Here is a 16,113-nt window from a genome sequence, read left to right as displayed (position 1 = left end):
TAGTCGCTCATTGCGAGGAAGTGTCGGTGCGGTCGAAGTCGTCCGCTTCGATCCAGGAACAGTGGAAGCCCACCGGGATCCGGATCGGCAGCACGATGGTGGCGACGGGTTCGCCGGCGAAGTCCGCGGCATGCAGCCAGACCAGCTTCGTGGTGTCGGTGTTCGGGTCGTGCTGGTAGTACGCCACCCAGCCCTCGTCCTCTCCCGGCCGGTCCGGGTGGGGGACGAAGACGGGTTCGGATGCAGCGTGGCCCGGTGGTAGTCGGCGTACCAGCGGTTCTCCGGTGTGGAAGTCGTGCCGGAGCAGCGCATGCGGGTGATATACCGGCGCATCGGTCGCACCATCTACCGTGAGGGCGTAGTAGTGGCGCATCGGTTGGCCGACCAGTCGCGGGTCGCTGCGCGGCAGTTCATTCGGACGATCACCGATCTGATCGGCGGTGGCAGTGCCCTGATTCAGATCGACGGTCCAGCGCCACAGGTGCCCGCGGTTGGCGATCGGGTCCTCCTCGGCGCCGTCGAAGAGGCGGTCGTAGCAGATTGCCGTGAGTTCGATATGCGCCGGATCCGGCTCATGGGCTCCCACCATGTGAAAGACGAACCCGTCCGGGATGTCGAACCAGCGCAACCGGGCATCGACGCCCGGCCTCGGCAGTACACCCAACCGTGTCCGATGCCCGTCGTGCCACGTGTAGGGGAGAGCGCCGCGAACGGCCGCCTCGAGGCTGAACCGCACTGGCGTGTCGAAGAACAGAACGTAGTGTGGCGTCAGAGCGATATCGTGCACCATCGGCCGGCCACCCAACGGGACGCGTTGGCGATGGCAGACAGTGCTGTCGGGGGTGAGCACCAGGTATTCGGCCCATCGGCGCAGCGCCGAGTAGGCCAAGAGGTGAAGCTCTCCGGTCACCGGGTCGAGCTTCGGATGAGCGGATACACCGTGTTGCAGGCCGCCACCGAGATCGGTGTACTCCATCGTCTCGAGCGTGCTGCTGAGGTGCGCTGGCAGACAGCCGGTTTCCACAAGGGCGAGCAAGAGTCCGTTGTGGGCGATGACGTTGGTGTTGACGGTGTCGACCGGAAAGTGTCGCGGTCCGGGTGGCCGGCGTTCACCGAGAGCCCTGACCACGCGGCGGGAACGCACCCATCGGTTACGGAACCAACGGGCACCGCCGTCCTGGATGCGCACGCCGCTCACCATCCCGTCCTGGGCGAACCAGGAATACCGTTCGAGCGTCGAATGCTTCGGTGGTTGCACGGGGTTGGGGCCGATCTGTGTGAACAGGCCGTCGAGTTCTGCGGGAATCCGGCCTTCGACCGGCAGATCGTAGGCTGTGACCTCGCGGTCGACCGGAGCGAAGGCACCCTGCAGGTATGGGCTGACTGTGCCGGCTCGGCTGATTGCGGTGGACACGGGTAACTCCTCGGGGTGTCGGAATCAAGCCCGAATGGCTTGCCGCGCAGGGCGTTTCGGGTATCGCGCACGCAGTCGAGCGTGGACCGCGGGGTCGGTGGTGAGCATCAGGGCGTTGGTCACCAGCACGGAAGTGATGAGGAAGAACACAATCTCTTCGAACGGCAGTCCCTGGATCTCGATCCCGTAGGTCGAGGCAGGCGAGATGTGCCAGACACCGGCACCGATGGCGATACGGTCCGTCACACACAGATAGGCAAGCAGCGGAATCAACGTCCACACTCGCGTTCGGCGTCGGGACATCAGGAGATCGGCCCCGACGGCACTCTGGAGAGCGAGCGGTGGGGCGAACCACAGCAGCGTGGCGCCGAGATACGTGCCATGTCGGTCGACCAGCACCAGGCCGAGACCTGCCGCAGCGGCTGCTGCCCAGGCGACCGCGAAGGACACCCGCCAGGTGCGATGCGGTTCGCGAGGCGGCGGCTCGGGTGTGCGTGCGAGGTTCCACGTCGTCCACAGCCCCGCGACGGCTGCCTGAGCGGCCATGAACACGAACTCCTCGTATGGAACGTGGAACAGGGCGGCGAGGAATCGCCCCTGCCCGTACGACCACACCCCATGCCGAATGATCCAGCTGTCCCACGGCACGGTCCACACCCAGGCGGTCGGTATGAGTAGCGCCAGGGTGAGTGGACCGAACCGCCGCAGCGGGGTTCCCGGCTCCTGCTGCCGTAGCGCGCGGACCGCCAGCGTTGCCGTGAGCACCAGCGGCGGCAGGAGGAAAAAAGCGAGGAACTCGAAATATGTCATCGGCCGGCCTCCCAGCTGCGCAGCTGGAATGCCTCACCCAACGCGCGGACGCGCGGATATGCCTCGTCATGCAGGGGACCGAGGAAGGGAACCATCTGCAGCCCGATGACTGCCGCCGAGCCGTACATGTACCGGTTGAAATCCTCGATCGTCTCGTAGGCGCTTACTGTGCGATCAGCCCACATCGAGCCGAGAAACGCCGTGACGTGCTCGATCGGAATATCCCAGCGCCGCATGGTGTCTCGCAATGCCATCGTGACGTCGTCGGCCGATCCGTTTCCGTCGGTCGGCGCATCGAGCACCTGTCGTGACCAGCCGGCGAAATGCGCGGCGCGACTGGTCGCCGATTCGGTGTCGACTATCTCATCGGCAAATCGCGCGAAGCCGTACAGTGCGTGCGCATACGGCCGCTTCCACGGCGGCAGCAACAGAATCGCCAGATAGTAGCTGCGCCCATGGCGCGCGTGTAGGCGGCGGCAGCGTGCATATGCTTGCCGCAGTCCAGGATCGGTGATCCTTGCGGCGCCGAGGATGCGGCGGTCGGTGCGATTCATCGGTGTCTGCCCGGCGCGGTACGGGCGACGGGCACCGAGGTGCCCGTGCTGCGTTCGGCGGCGAGTCGGCCACGGATCAGCGCCGTGGGAACTCCGACGCCGGGATGGGTGCCCGCCCCAGCGAGAATGATGTTGTCGCCGATGCGATTCGGAGTCCGAAACGGCCCGGTCTGCCAGAAGGTGTGAGCGGCGCGGAACGGAGTGCCGCCGGGACAGCCCCGTGCCTGCCACTCCTGTTGCGTCAGAACATGTTCGGCCTGTGGTCGCTGTGTGAGGTTTGTGGAGAAGTTGTGAAATGACTCGACCGCGGCGGCGGCCGCTGGGTCGCCACCGCAGACGGTGGCTGCGGTCAGTGCGAGGGCCGGCCGGAGGGCCTTCCCTGATGCGTCCGGTGTCGGGGTCCCTGCCGCGTCCCACCACCCGAGGTGGTAGGCGGCCATCCGGCGCAACGGATCGGCCAGCAAACCCACCGAAACATGCAGGACTGGCTCGATCAACGCGCGTACGGATCAGTACCTCCTGTGCTGGCAGCTCTCTGACCGGTGGATCTGTTTCCGTCGCCGGCATTGCAATCACCTCCGGCTGCCGACCATTTCGATCTTCGGGGGTGCAGCAGCAACCCGGATCTTAGAGCGTGTTTCGAGAACTCGAGCTTCCAGCGTGTGACGCCCGAGATGTGAGTTAACTCCTGATAGAGGAGTGACTGCTGAAGTTGGTTAACGATGCGTTCGCGGAGGATGTACTGGCGCAACACGGTTCGTGATCCGTGTCGATCGACCACGGACCATTCGGGCCCACTGGGAGTTCCACGAGACCGTGTATGAGCGAACCGGTCTGCCACTGCCGCGTGAAAGCCTGATCCGCAGACCGTGCGTGAACGGCTGCGCCGATTCGCTCCTGAAACGCCGAATACTGTTCGATCGCACCGCCCAAATATCCCCGCGCGAACAGCAATAGCGCATCACCGACACTGTCCATGCTACCGGACATTATCAGGAACGATCTGTAATAATTTGCCCCCCAACAACTTTCCATCTTGCGGCGCCGTCCCGTGGCCTTCGATGACCCCAAGCCATTCCATAGCCGTCGATCAGTTGCCGACGATGGGCAAATTATCGACGCGTAGGCAGACGAGATACATCGGCAGTCGATAAACCGGGCAGGTGTCTCCCCAACGATTTTCGGTCGACAGCGATTGCGGCAGCTATGACACAGCCCTGAAGAAGTGAGCTGGGTGGTGCGTCGACGAGGGCGGGTGCCCGGGTAGGTCATTGCTGGGTCCGAAGCGACCGCTGCGATAACACCGCTCGACCTTGACACCCGACCAGCCGTAGAGGAATCATCTGATTCCATTGGAATCGGCCGATTCCAATGAGCTCGAGTGCGGACCCGTCCGAAGGAGCGCAGATGGACCACCCGACGACGCGACCCGACCATGTGCCGATCGTTGTCATCGGAGCCGGGTTCGCCGGTATCGGGTTGGCGGTACAGCTGCGCGAGGCCGGGTTCCGCGACTTCGTCATCCTCGAACGCAGCCGCGACCTCGGCGGCACCTGGAGCGCCAACACCTATCCGGGCTGTGCGTGCGACGTGCCTTCGATGCTGTATTCGTATTCGTTCGCCCCGAATCCGAATTGGTCGCGCCGCTATGGCACCCAACCGGAGATCCTCGATTACCTCCGTGGTGTCGCGAATAAATACAATGTGCCACAACATATTCGGTACGACACCGAAGTACTCGACGCCGTGTGGGACGAGGCCACCGGGCGATGGCGCATTCGCACCGGGCGCGCGACGCTGACCGCCGATGTCCTGGTTTCGGCGATCGGTCCGTTCAGCGAGGCACAGATCCCGCGCCTGCCTGGTATCGCGAATTTCACCGGCACCCAGTTCCATTCCCTGCATTGGGATCACGACCACGATTTATCCGGCGAGCGGGTCGCGGTGATCGGCACCGGTGCGTCCGCAGTGCAGTTCATTCCGGAGATCCAGCCCGTGGTAGAACGGCTGACGGTGTTCCAGCGTTCGGCGCCGTGGATCGTGCCGCGCATGGACTGGGCGACCAGCGCCGTCGAGCGCACACTCGTGCGCCGAATGCCCTTACTGGGCACGATGATCCGCGCCGCATACTTCACCGGCATCGAGGGATTCGGGTTGGTCGGGTTCGTGGACAAGCGGTTCCGTCATCCGTTCGAGGCGCTGGGCCGATTGCAGCTGCGTCGGCAGGTTCCCGATCCGCGATTGCGCCGGAAGCTGACGCCCGACTACATGATCGGCTGTAAACGCGCGATCTTCTCCGATGCCTACTATCCCGCGGTGTCCAAGCCCAATGTCGAGGTGGCGACCGCCGGGATCGCCGAGGTCCGATCGCGATCGATCGTTACCGTAGACGGCACCGAACACGAGATCGACACGATCATCTGGGGCACCGGATTCGGAGTGCCACCAAGGATATTCGAGGTCATCAACGACACCACGGGCCGCAGCCTCGCACAGCTGTATCGTGAACGTCCACAGAGCTATCTCGGCACCGCCGTCACCGGATTTCCGAACTTCTTCACCACTCTCGGCCCGTTCGGCGCGGCCGGAAACCAGTCGGCGATCTTCATGATCGAGGCCCAGATCCGCTATATCGTGGACGCGGTAAAGAATATGCGCGACAACGGACTTCGCCGGATCGAGGTGCGGCCACAGGTGCAGCGGGACTTCGTCGAGGAAATGGAGCGACGCAGCCGCGATACGGTATGGGTCACCGGCGGCTGCCGCAGCTATTACCAGACCGCCGACGGCCGGCACAACGCCGGGTTGTATCCGAACTGGAGCTTCGAATATGCCAGGCGCACTATGCGATTCGATTCCGACGCCTACCTGATCGAGGCATCATGAACCTGCTGAGGCTGCTGCCGACCAATGACACCTTCGACGTGGCCGACAAGGTTGTGGTGATCACCGGCGCCGGACGCGGCATCGGTGCGGAACTGGCGCAGATCCTGCACCGCCGCCGCGCGCGGATCGTCATGCTCGACTTGGACGAGGCCGAAGTCCACACTTCCGCATCGCGATTGGGATCGCGTGCGGTCCCGCTACGCGCCGATGTCGCCGACCGCGACAGTATGGTCGCCGCGATGGCGACGGTCCGTGACCGCTTCGGCCGCATCGATCTCGTAATCGCCAATGCCGGTATCACCCCGACGCCCGCCACGCTGCGCACGATGGATCCCACCGATTTCGACCGGGTCATCGGGGTCAACCTGACCGGCGTCTTCAATACCGTCCGACCGGCACTCGACGATATCGTCGCCACGCGCGGCCACGTCGTGGTGGTCTCCTCCTGCGCGGCATTCGCGCCCGGAATGGGCGGATCCCCGTACATGATCAGCAAGGCCGGTGTGGAACAACTGGGCCGCGCGCTGCGGGTCGAACTCGCCGCCACCGGCGCCACCGCCGGGGTCGCCTATTTCGGCATCGTCGATACCGCCATGACCCATCACACGCTCGACGAGGACGAATTCGGCCGCGCGGCCGATGCCATGCTGCCCTGGCCGCTCAACCAGCGCATCAGCGCCACCCAAGCCGCCATGGCCATCGCCGATGGCATCGCCCACCGCGCTGCGCGCACCATCGCCCCCCGCGTCTGGGAGCCCTACGCCCTGCTGCGGGGCGCCATCAATGTGCTGATGGACCAGTACCTCAGCACCGATGAACAGCTGCGGGTACTGCTGCGCAAGCTGGAACAACGCCCGCGCGGCGAATCCAACGGCACATGACATGATCAACCCGTGAGAAGGTCAGCCACCACCTGGCGCGGCAGCACCATGGCCAGCCGCGCCGCCGAGCGCCGCGAGCAACTCGTGCGCGCCGGCTATGCGCTGCTCGGCAGCGAGGGGGCGGCGGCGATCACCATGCGGGCGGTCTGCCGCGAAGCGGGCCTGAGCCTGCGCTACTTCTACGAGAACTTCGCCGACCGCGAAGCCCTGCTCATCGAGATCTACAACCGGACCGCACAGGGGCTCGCCGCGGCGGTCACCACCCGGCTGAGCGACGCGCCCGTCGATCAAACGGCCCGTGCCCGAACGGCTTTCGATGCCGCAGCGCAATATTTCGCGGACGATCCGCGCCGCGGGCGGATCATGTTCCGTGAAACCCTGGCCGATGACACGCTGCGCGCCCGCGGTACCGACGCGCTGCCCGCGTTCGTCACGCTCGTCGCCGCGCAACTGGCACCGGATCAGGCCGCACGCTTCACATCCGCATCCGGTCGGATTCCGCTGCCGGTCAGTGCGATATCCGGCGCACTCGTCGCACTGTTCCTCGATTGGCTCGACGGGGATGTCGAGGCCAATCGTGACGAGGTGGTCGACTATGCCACCCGACTCACCATCACCATTCTCGGGCTCAGCTGACTACAGCAGTCCGCGCAAGCGCAGATCGCTGACGTACTTGTCGATCAGTGCGGGAGTCAGATGCGGAATATCATGTTCGGCACCGACTTTCGCGGCGTGGACGGCGGCGGTGAACCCCTCGGCCGGGATGGCGCCGCCGCGGATCGGCCGCTCGGGATGACTGTAGGCGTGCAGCAGCGGTAGCAGCGAGGCGTGTCGCTGCTTGTCGGGGAGCCCGCGCAGCGCGGTTTCGAATCGGCGCAACCATTCCTGATAGTCGTCGATCCGCCGGATGGGGTGGCCGGATTCGATGAGCCAGTCCACGAATTCGTCGAGGGAAATGCCGTCGTCGTGCGGATTGAGGACGTCGAAGGTGTGGTACTCGGTGCGCTCCTCGGTGCCGATGGCGGTGATCGCCTCGGCGGTGAAATCGACGGGCAGACCGTCGTAGTGTGCGCGTTGGCGTTTGCCGTCGGCATCGGTCTCGTAGAAGGAGTACGGAGCGATGCCGGTGGCCACCAGGCTGAGCAGCAGCCGGGTGAACATATCCGGAACGTTGAGCTGACCGGCGAATCGGCTGTGCGCCAGGATCATATCGGATCGGAAGACGGCCACGGGAAGTCCGCACAGGTCGTGCGCCTCCCGCAGCAGGACCTCACCCGCCCATTTGCTGTTGCCGTAGCCATTGGCGTAGCTGTCGTCGATGGCACGCGTCGGGCTGATTTCACGGATATCGCCGTCCTCCTCGAAGGACGATGGACGGATCTGGGCGGCGACGGCCACAGTGGACAGATTCGTGACCGGCTTGATCCGCGAGCTGATGGCCAGGCGGATAATTTCCGCGGTACCGACGACATTCGGTCCGAACAGCTGGTCGTAGGGCAGGACATGGTTGACCAATGCGGCGGGGTGCACGATCAGATCGACGGTGTCGGCCAGCCGATGCCAGGTCGCGTCGTCCAAGCCGAGATTCGGCTCGCCGATATCACCGGGCAGCACTTCGAGGCGGCGCGCGGCCAGCTCGCGGTAATGCCGCAGCAGCTCCGGATCACCGCTGTCGAAAGCCTCGTCGAGTCGTTTCCGGGCCGCCGCGGCGTCTCTGCCACGAATGATGCAGATGAGTGTGCCGTCCGACTTGTCCAGTCGCTCCAGCCATTCCAGGCACAGGAACCGGCCGAGGTAGCCGTTGGCACCCGTCAGCAGCACCGTACGCGTCTCGGTTGTGCGCGGGAGAGTCGTTGCAGCGGAGAGGATTTGCGCGTCGATGAACTTGTCCAGTGTCAGCTCATCGGCACGTGCGACGTTGCCGTGCGTGTGGACCGCGGCGAAGGTCGGCCGGATCGCACCGGATTGCTGCGCCGATTCGACATACTCGGCCAATTCGCGCAATCCGTTGGCCGGGCTGACGATAACGCCAACAGGAACGTCGACGGCGAAGATATCGCGGAGCAGATTCGAAAATGACAGCGCGGACAGCGAATCGCCGCCCAGATCGGTGAAATGCGCATCCGGTCGCAGATCGGTTGTCGCACAACCGAGCAATGCGCGGGCGGCCCGGCTCACGGTTTCCAGAACCGGCAGGTCGGCGGCCTCGCGGCGCAGTGTGACCAATTCGTTCGCTTGCCCTTGCGCCAGTTCGGCATAGAGCTGCTGCAGGCGCTCGCCGTAGCGTTCGATCAGTTTGGGACGCAACAACTTGCCGATGCCGGAGAGCAGACCGTTCTCCGTGGTGAACGGTTCGGTTTCGATGAGGAAATCGCGGGGGATCTCATATGACTCGAGATCGGCTTCCTTGGCGATGTGCTGGAGCGAATCACTCAGTGCCGCTTTGGGATCGGCGAGGCGTAACGTCTCCTCGGTCGGGACGATGACCGCGAGCAGATAGGCGCGCTCACTGCTGCCGTAGACGAAGATCTGCTCCAGCAGCGGGCTGCTGGCATAGACGGCCTCCAGGTGCGCGACCGCGACGAATTCGCCCTGGGACAGCTTCAGCACATTGTTGCGGCGGTCGAGGTAGACGAGTTCATCGGGTGCGAATTCGGCAACGACGTCGCCTGTCCGGTAGAAACCGTCCGAGTCGAAGATCTCCGCGGTGACCTCGGGACGCTTGTAGTACCCGGGAATCATGGTGGTGGTCTTGAGCAGCAGCTCACCGCGCGGATGCGGCTGGTCGGTGCCGAAATATCCCAGCTCCGGCACGTCCACCAGCTTGTAATCGAGCACGGGTGGACGGTGGATCACATTATCGACCATGATGGCGCCGCCCGCCTCGGTCGAACCGTAACCATCATGCAGGTCCATCTCGAGGACCGATTCCATGAAGGTCTTCATCTCGGCGGCCAGCGGTGCACTGCCGACGATGGCCGAGATGAATCGGCCGCCCAGGAAGTCTTCGCGCAGTTCGGTTTTCACCGCACGGTCGAGTTCGGCGAGGTCGGAACCCGGTTCGGCACGACGTTCCATCTCGCTCTGATAGCGCTGGAAGACCATATCGCACACGCGTGGCACGAAGAACACCTCGGACGGCCGGACCAGGCCGAAATCCTCGAACAGCGTCGAGATATCGCTCTTGGCCGTGAAATACGCGGTGCCGCCACGGGCCAACACGCCGTAGAGCGATAGACGTCCGGCCACATGACTCATCGGCAAGTAGTTCAGGCTGATCCCGGCGACATCGGGCTGGGACGCCCACATCGAGGTCACCAACCGGCCGGTGTACATGGCGCCCTTGGGTGTGCCGGTGCTGCCGGAGGTGTAGATCAGCAGGTCCAGGGCTTCGTCGTCGGGTACGAACAGCGGTGCGGGCGGCAGAGTACGACCGCGCTCGAGAACCGAATCCAGCGATTCCACCACAATCGGAGTGTTCGCCAAGCGATCGCGCGCGGATTCGAATGCGTCGCGCTGATCATCGTCCTCGGGGTGGTAGTCGAAGACCACGACGCGTTCCGGCGCCGGTCCGGTGCGGACGCATGCCACCGCGGCCGCGAGATTTTCGGGGGTCGCGGCGAGGATGCGGGGGGCGGTCTCGGCGATGATCGCAGACAGTTGCTTCGGCGCGGCACCGGCCTGCAGTGGTACGGCAACCGCGCCGAGATACAGACACGCCAGATCGAGCGTGGTGTAGTCGGCGCTGGTGAAGCCGAGTGTCGCGATGAAATCGCCGGCTTCGATGGGATTGTCGGGATTGTGATGCCATGCTGTGGCGATCGCACCGACGCGCGCCCACAACTCGCCGTAGGTAATGGTGGCGAATTCGGGCAGCGGTCGCAGCGTGCGCCGCCCGGACGCGTCTGTGGCGGGTTCGAGGACCCGGTGCCCGAGCGCGGGACGATCGGCGTAGGCCGCCATGACCGTCGCCACGATCTGTGATGGCCGGATTCCGGGTTCTCGGATCGCGGCGGAAGTCTCCGGTTTCGGTTGCGCGTCGCGAATGTCCGGATAGGTCGCGTACAGGTCGGCGATGCGACTCATTACCCGTTCCATATGCGTATCAATAATCATCACCAGCCTCCTTCGGTCGTATGCCGACCGTCGGTTGTTCTGTGCAGATTGAAGACGCCTATATCCAGTAACATGTTAGCTTGGCTAAATACTCCAACGCGGTAAATATTCGGCAACGGGTCCGGCCAGATCATGGCGCCCCGCGGCGCCTTGCGATGCTGAAACCATGACGATCCCGCTCCCCGATCTTGTCGAGACGCTGCTCGATGGTCCTCTCTCCATTGTTACCGCAGGCGATCCTGTGCTACGCGCGCCGGCCGCACGCTACGACGGACAGCTGACGGAGGCGCAATTGGACCGGCTGGTGCGGGCGATGCGGGAGACGATGCATGCCGCACCGGGTGTCGGATTGGCCGCACCACAGGTCGGGATACCGCTGCGGCTGGCCGTCCTGGAGGATCCGGCCGAGGTGACCGATGAGGTGCGCGCGGCTCGCGGGCGGGTCCCGCTACCCTTCCGCGTCCTGGTCAACCCGAGCTACCACCCCCTCGGCGCCGCGCACGCCGCATTCTTCGAGGGCTGCCTGAGCGTTCCGGGCTGGCAGGCTGTCGTCCCGCGACACGCCCACGTGCGCCTGCGCGGCCAGGACGAACGCGGCCGCGAACTGGACGAGGAGGTTTCCGGCTGGCCCGCCCGCATCGTCCAGCACGAAACCGACCACCTCGACGGCACCCTCTACATCGATCGTGCCATCACCCGCTCACTGACCTCCAGCCAAACCCTGATCGACCGTTGGTCCCAACCAACCCCCGCCGCCGCGGCCGAGGCCCTGGGCTTCGACCTGCCTGAGCTCGCGGCTCGTCGACAAGGTCATCGGGCGTAGCGCGGCGGCAATCGCATGAGCCGCGCAGGCCGCTGGCCAAGCGAGCGTTCGGGGCCGGTTGGCAGCGCATATTCGGCGGCGACAGCTGGAGCTCAGTACGACGGACGAACCGTGCTGAACGGATCGCCTGCTGCCTGCGATGCCGTCGGCAGCAAGGCAAGGAGCTGGCTGTTGATCGTTCGCAACGGCGCGGTGTCGTCACGGTCCAAGGCGGCGTAACCCTGCGCTATGAGGCGATCGGTATGTAGCGGGCTGCCCATCTCGGCTCGGCGGGCAGCGAGCTGGTGAAAAAGCCCGACCTGGAAAATACCTGCGCGATCGAGTACCTGACCGATGAGGCGGCCGAGGGCGTTCGTGTGCCGGCGCAGCGCCGTCGAGTCGCGGGTGTCGATCGCATCTTCGATCGCGAGCGTCGCTGCGCGCATAGCAGTCGCGTCATCGGCATTCCCATGTGCGGCAACGATATCGGTGGCGTCGGCGCGAGCCGAACGAGCCTGGGCCACAAGTTCGGGCCACTGCAGCGCATCCTCGGCTTCGTCGAGAGCGACGTGTAGGTCGCGCACCTGCGCATCGCAACTTCGTGCGGCGTCGGTGTCGTCGAGCGCTGCGGCGAGCCATTGTTCGATTGTCTCGGTTCGGCCCGCCTCGTCGATCTGCATCAACACCATGCCGGCGACCGGATCGCCAGCCTGCCGTTGACGAGATCGCAACGACGCCAATCGTTCCCGGATCTCACGCACTCGGCCGACGAGCTCGGCGTGGGTGGGTGCCGTCTCGGATTCGAGATCGGCGACCTGGTCGAACTCCTCGTCCAGCATCGGCACGTAGGCGCGGGCGGTCACCAGCCGTGACGTGTCGATCTCCACGATGAACTCGATAGCCGAGCCGAGCGGCAGCGGCCGCGAGACCTGCTTGGCACGCACCTCCAGGCAGCCCACCCGCCGATTCCGATCCGCCCTCGGCTGTTCGCCTTCGAGGATCGGGATGCGGATCACGCCGCTCGCGACATCGGGCGCAACGGTCATCGTGGTCCGAAGTTTCGCACGGCAACGCACCGGCAACGTGGCGCCTTTGGCCGCGAGCGGCAGCAATGTATTGTCGGCGAGGCCGATTCCGATGGAATGGATCATCGGTTGCCGGGTCTGCACCGCGCCGACGGTGTAGGTGAATGTGTCCGGGCCGACCTGGTGGCGGTTGCCGAGCGCATCGTACAACCACACTCGAAACATGTTGAGCCGCCCACGCTCTGCGAGCACCCGCGTCGCGAACGTGCCGTCCGGCGCGACCAAGATACGGCCGCTGCGCCATGGCGGGCGGGATGCGGGATTGCCGAACTCGATGGACAGACCGTGGTCGACCGGTTCGATGTGGCCGCGGATCAGCGGATCGCAGTCCGGCCCGACCGCCTGGTAGTCCAGTGTGAGTGCAAAGCCACCGCCCGCGACCGGTGGTGCCGAAACAGCCTCGTAGCGTTGCGTTCCCGCGAAGATCGCGGCGCCGCGCGCGACGACCGTGAGCGGATCCTCGGAGTGATCGAGTGCGATACCCAACCCGGATTCCGGGTCGGCGAGATAGTCCCGGACAAACGGCGAAAGCGTCGGCCCGCCGACGAGGATCACGCGTTCGATGTCGTCGCGGCCCAGATTCTTCTCGGCCAGCGCTCGTCGGCACAATTCGACCGTGCGTGCGATCACCGGGCCGGCGAGGCGCTCGAGATCAGCGCGGCACAACTCGAATTCGAACTCGTAGCGCCGCAGCCCATCCGGCCCGACAAGTTCGGCGACGATCTCGGTACTCACCTGACGAGACAGGCGGGTCTTGGCGCGTTCGGCCTCGAGCTTGAGCGTATTCAGTGTCGCCCGCCAGCGGGCATCGCCACGTCGTACATCGACCCCGTGCCGCTGCGCGAGGGCGGGCAGCAGGAGCTTCTCGACGACCCGCCAGTCGATGTCCTTGCCGCCCAGATGATTATCACCGGCGTGGGTGACAATGCTGAACTCGCCGTCGCGCAGCCGGACGACGGCCGCGTCGAACGTGCCGCCACCGAGGTCGTACACCAACCAGCGCACGCCGTCCGCACTCGATTGGAATCCGTGCGCCACCGCCGCCGCGGCCGGCTCCTGCAATAACGGAACCTGCCGCAGACCGGCGAGTTCGGCTGCGCGGCGGGTCGCGTGGCAAGCGTTCAGATCGAACGCGGCGGGCACCGTTATCACTGCGGCGTCCACCTTGTCACCGAGCCGCTGCAGCACGTCCGCTCGCAGCGATCTGAGCACCTCCGCCGACAATTCCTCCGCACCGAGGCTCCGGCCGGAACCGGCGAAGTGCTTGACGGCGCCGGAAAGTCCCATGTGCCGCTTGAACTCCACCGCCGTGTTGTCCGGATCGATTTCCGCCTTGGCCTTCGCCGCCCGACCGACGTGCAGCCCGCCGTGTCTGCTGATCCAGACCGCCGACGGCGTGGTGTCGAAGTCTTCGTTGTTCTTGACGATCTCGGTGTCGATACCGCGCAGTACGGCGATCGCACTGTTCGTGGTACCGAGGTCGATGCCGAAGTTGATTGCGTTCATAACGCACCTCCCGTGGGAATGCCGACGATCACCTCGCCGGTCTGGATGAGTTTCGTCGTGCAGACACACGCTCGGCCGGAGCGTCTGCACCACGGTCGCCCGATCGATGCCCGGCATCTCCTGCCGGCAACCACTTCCAGCCCCTGACCAGCGACGAATTCGGCACCGGCGTGATCCTGCACGTCGACACCGGCCTCGGCGAGATATTCGAGCGTGGCACGGATCTGGCGCCGCAGCGGCGGCAGTTCGACCCCGTCCAGCCTGCGCTGTGCGGTCGCGATCGCCGCGACGACGTCGGGTGCGAGCACACCGCAGCGGTGCTCCGGTACGGGTGCGGGCGGATTCAGGCGTGCGTACACCAGTGCGACCGAGCTGCGGGCCGCTGAAACCACGCTGTCGCGTATCACTTTCGCACCGCCATGATCGCCCGCACCCGGGTATCCGTGAGCTCCCTGGCGACAGTCGGATGTTCTCGCATGCGTTCGTCGATTTGTCGCGCACCGTACCCGGCAATTCGTGTTCCGGCGTAAGCGACGACATAGGCACCGAAGGCAGGAAGGTAAAAGCCCAAACCGATTACGCCGAACAACCCCAGCACAGCAAGGACGACTACGAAGACCAAGACCAGCGGGAGCACGATCAGGTTCATCGCACCGAGGACCCGCGATATGCGATTCCACGCCTGCTGACACGATGGACATCGCTCGATATCCACCACCGTCTGCTCGGTTGTCGTGCGTCTTCGTATCAACCGCACCTGGGCGGTGGATTCCGGTGCGTTCGGCTGCCCGCAGAACCAGCAGCGCTGACCTACTTCGTGCCCGATCGTCGCGGCCATGCGAGCCGCATCGACGAGAACCCGGGTGTCGTCGGTCGCCGCGAGCGCCTCTGCGCGGCGCAACAACACCTCCGCGCTCCGGAAATCGCACACCGTCGGCAAACCCAACGCCACAGCGGTGACAACGGACAGCGCGACTGCGTCACTGCTACTGCGGAATACTTCCGTCGACATGCCCGGAACTCCGGCGAGCAGGTGGAGCGCGTCTTCCGCCGAATCCAGCAGCGTCGCAATATCCGTCAACTCGTAATCGGGTTGGATACCAGCGGGGGCGCGCATACGGTCACAGATCACGCTGAGCTCGTTGCTCAGGAAAGTACCTCTGTCCCCGTCGATATCACGGACCGCCACGATGTTGTCGGTGAGTGCGCGCGCCCGCACGAGCAACTGCGCGCACAGGCGGGAATCGCCCGTCTCGTTGCCGTAGGCGGCGATGCACACTCGTGCGGCGGCGGCGATCTCGTCGCAAAGCGTCGCCACCAGCGCGCGGCCCGGCGTGTCGCCGATAACCCCGGATAAGTCTTCGGCCTGCGCGATCAACTGCTGGGCGACGACCAATCCGCGTCGAGGGTCCGCCGTCACCTGACCCCGTGCCGCGACCGCGCGGCGCCGGATGTCGTCGAGCAAGGGCTCGATCGCTGTTGCGATCTCCGCACCGGCCAACCGCTCGTCGCCGGATGCCATCCGCACGGTTGCACGCACCTGATCCGCGGCCGCCGCATCGTCCCCGCGTTCGATCGCGCGGGCAAATAGGGCGGCGTTGATCGAAACCAGCAACGCAGGCAGCAGCCGCCGCAACTGGTCGACGAAATCGGGGCGGATCTCCGGCTCGTCCAACTGGAGAATCCGGTCGCGCACATAGTTCCAGCCGGACTCTTCACTGCTGGCTTCATGCCAGAGCAACCGCACCCCCGCCCAGTCGACACCATCCGTCGGATCGGCCAGTGCCTTCGCGTGCGCATCGACCGCGCGATTATGCGCGTCGTATCCCGGCCAGTGCCAGAAGAATTCGTCGACGATCCGGTGCATCGGGTCACCCAGTTGCCGACCGGCCTCGATAATCCGCTCATTGCCTCGGGCCTCCTCGGCGCGCCGCCGGATCGCACGAGCCGACGCCGTGACGTCCAATCCGGTCAAGCGAAAGCCATTGCGCTGGTATATCTCCGGGCCAACGAGACGGCGCAGGCCGGTTTCGTGGCCGGGCTCGATTGTTCGGCTCAT

11 protein-coding genes and 1 pseudogene are annotated in these 16,113 nt (G+C 65.1%); 4 read left to right on the top strand and 8 right to left on the bottom strand.

The features are described 5' to 3' along the window. Positions 1-7: 7 nt before the first annotated feature. From AB0L58_RS38480 to AB0L58_RS38465, 4 genes and pseudogenes are all read right to left on the bottom strand, one after another. A complete protein-coding gene (locus AB0L58_RS38480) occupies positions 8-1,414 on the bottom strand; it encodes a carotenoid oxygenase family protein (protein WP_364395365.1) in 1,407 nt (468 codons plus the stop codon). 24 nt (positions 1,415-1,438) lie between these two features. Continuing rightward, positions 1,439-2,224, bottom strand: coding sequence for a lycopene cyclase domain-containing protein (locus tag AB0L58_RS38475; RefSeq protein ID WP_364395363.1), 786 nt, complete (start codon positions 2,222-2,224; stop codon positions 1,439-1,441). After that, positions 2,221-2,778, bottom strand: coding sequence for a squalene/phytoene synthase family protein (locus AB0L58_RS38470; protein WP_364395361.1), 558 nt, complete (start codon positions 2,776-2,778; stop codon positions 2,221-2,223). The genes AB0L58_RS38475 and AB0L58_RS38470 overlap by 4 nt, the downstream gene beginning before the upstream one ends. Next, positions 2,775-2,984: pseudogene (locus AB0L58_RS38465) on the bottom strand (phytoene desaturase); the annotation flags it as partial. The gene AB0L58_RS38470 and the pseudogene AB0L58_RS38465, both read right to left, overlap by 4 nt. Before the next feature lie 1,201 nt (positions 2,985-4,185). Here AB0L58_RS38465 and AB0L58_RS38460 point away from each other — a divergent pair. The 3 genes from AB0L58_RS38460 to AB0L58_RS38450 are packed head-to-tail and all read left to right on the top strand — an operon-like array spanning position 4,186 to position 7,181. Next, the gene (locus AB0L58_RS38460; protein ID WP_364395359.1) at positions 4,186-5,664 is read left to right on the top strand and encodes an NAD(P)/FAD-dependent oxidoreductase; all 1,479 of its coding nucleotides are present in this window, start codon (positions 4,186-4,188) and stop codon (positions 5,662-5,664) included. Continuing rightward, complete coding sequence (locus AB0L58_RS38455) at positions 5,661-6,545, top strand: SDR family oxidoreductase (protein WP_364395357.1); 885 nt, start codon at positions 5,661-5,663, stop codon at positions 6,543-6,545. The genes AB0L58_RS38460 and AB0L58_RS38455 overlap by 4 nt, the downstream gene beginning before the upstream one ends. A 12-nt stretch (positions 6,546-6,557) precedes the next feature. Continuing rightward, positions 6,558-7,181, top strand: a complete 624-nt coding sequence (locus AB0L58_RS38450) for a TetR/AcrR family transcriptional regulator (RefSeq protein WP_364395355.1) — start codon at positions 6,558-6,560, stop codon at positions 7,179-7,181. On the opposite strand, the gene car is transcribed toward AB0L58_RS38450, so the two are convergent. Beyond that, entirely contained in the window at positions 7,182-10,661 is a 3,480-nt protein-coding gene (car, locus tag AB0L58_RS38445) for a carboxylic acid reductase (RefSeq protein ID WP_364395353.1), read from the bottom strand. A 166-nt stretch (positions 10,662-10,827) separates the two neighbouring features. Here car and def point away from each other — a divergent pair, with 166 nt between their 5' ends. After that, positions 10,828-11,484 (top strand): peptide deformylase, encoded by a 657-nt coding sequence (gene def, locus AB0L58_RS38440; protein WP_364395351.1) that lies wholly within the window; start codon positions 10,828-10,830, stop codon positions 11,482-11,484. Positions 11,485-11,576: 92 nt separating this feature from the next. On the opposite strand, the gene AB0L58_RS38435 is transcribed toward def, so the two are convergent. The 3 genes from AB0L58_RS38435 to AB0L58_RS38425 are packed head-to-tail and all read right to left on the bottom strand — an operon-like array spanning position 11,577 to position 16,113. After that, complete coding sequence (locus AB0L58_RS38435; protein WP_364395349.1) at positions 11,577-14,054, bottom strand: Hsp70 family protein; 2,478 nt, start codon at positions 14,052-14,054, stop codon at positions 11,577-11,579. Further along, positions 14,051-14,461, bottom strand: a complete 411-nt coding sequence (locus tag AB0L58_RS38430; protein WP_364395347.1) for a hypothetical protein — start codon at positions 14,459-14,461, stop codon at positions 14,051-14,053. The genes AB0L58_RS38435 and AB0L58_RS38430 overlap by 4 nt, the downstream gene beginning before the upstream one ends. Next, the gene (locus AB0L58_RS38425) at positions 14,458-16,113 is read right to left on the bottom strand and encodes a hypothetical protein (RefSeq protein ID WP_364395345.1); all 1,656 of its coding nucleotides are present in this window, start codon (positions 16,111-16,113) and stop codon (positions 14,458-14,460) included. The genes AB0L58_RS38430 and AB0L58_RS38425 overlap by 4 nt, the downstream gene beginning before the upstream one ends.

This window comes from Nocardia sp. NPDC052112 (assembly GCF_040680135.1).
GTDB lineage: Bacteria > Actinomycetota > Actinomycetes > Mycobacteriales > Mycobacteriaceae > Nocardia.
This window is presented reverse-complemented; position numbering and strand designations above follow the sequence as displayed.

Coding starts and splice junctions, on each gene's coding strand:
- AB0L58_RS38425 (WP_364395345.1), bottom strand. CDS start 16,113: ATGAGCCGAACAATCGAGCCCGGCCACGAAACCGGCCTGCGCCGTCTC.
- AB0L58_RS38470 (WP_364395361.1), bottom strand. CDS start 2,778: ATGAATCGCACCGACCGCCGCATCCTCGGCGCCGCAAGGATCACCGAT.
- AB0L58_RS38435 (WP_364395349.1), bottom strand. CDS start 14,054: ATGAACGCAATCAACTTCGGCATCGACCTCGGTACCACGAACAGTGCG.
- AB0L58_RS38475 (WP_364395363.1), bottom strand. CDS start 2,224: ATGACATATTTCGAGTTCCTCGCTTTTTTCCTCCTGCCGCCGCTGGTG.
- AB0L58_RS38455 (WP_364395357.1), top strand. CDS start 5,661: ATGAACCTGCTGAGGCTGCTGCCGACCAATGACACCTTCGACGTGGCC.
- AB0L58_RS38460 (WP_364395359.1), top strand. CDS start 4,186: ATGGACCACCCGACGACGCGACCCGACCATGTGCCGATCGTTGTCATC.
- car (WP_364395353.1), bottom strand. CDS start 10,661: ATGATTATTGATACGCATATGGAACGGGTAATGAGTCGCATCGCCGAC.
- def (WP_364395351.1), top strand. CDS start 10,828: ATGACGATCCCGCTCCCCGATCTTGTCGAGACGCTGCTCGATGGTCCT.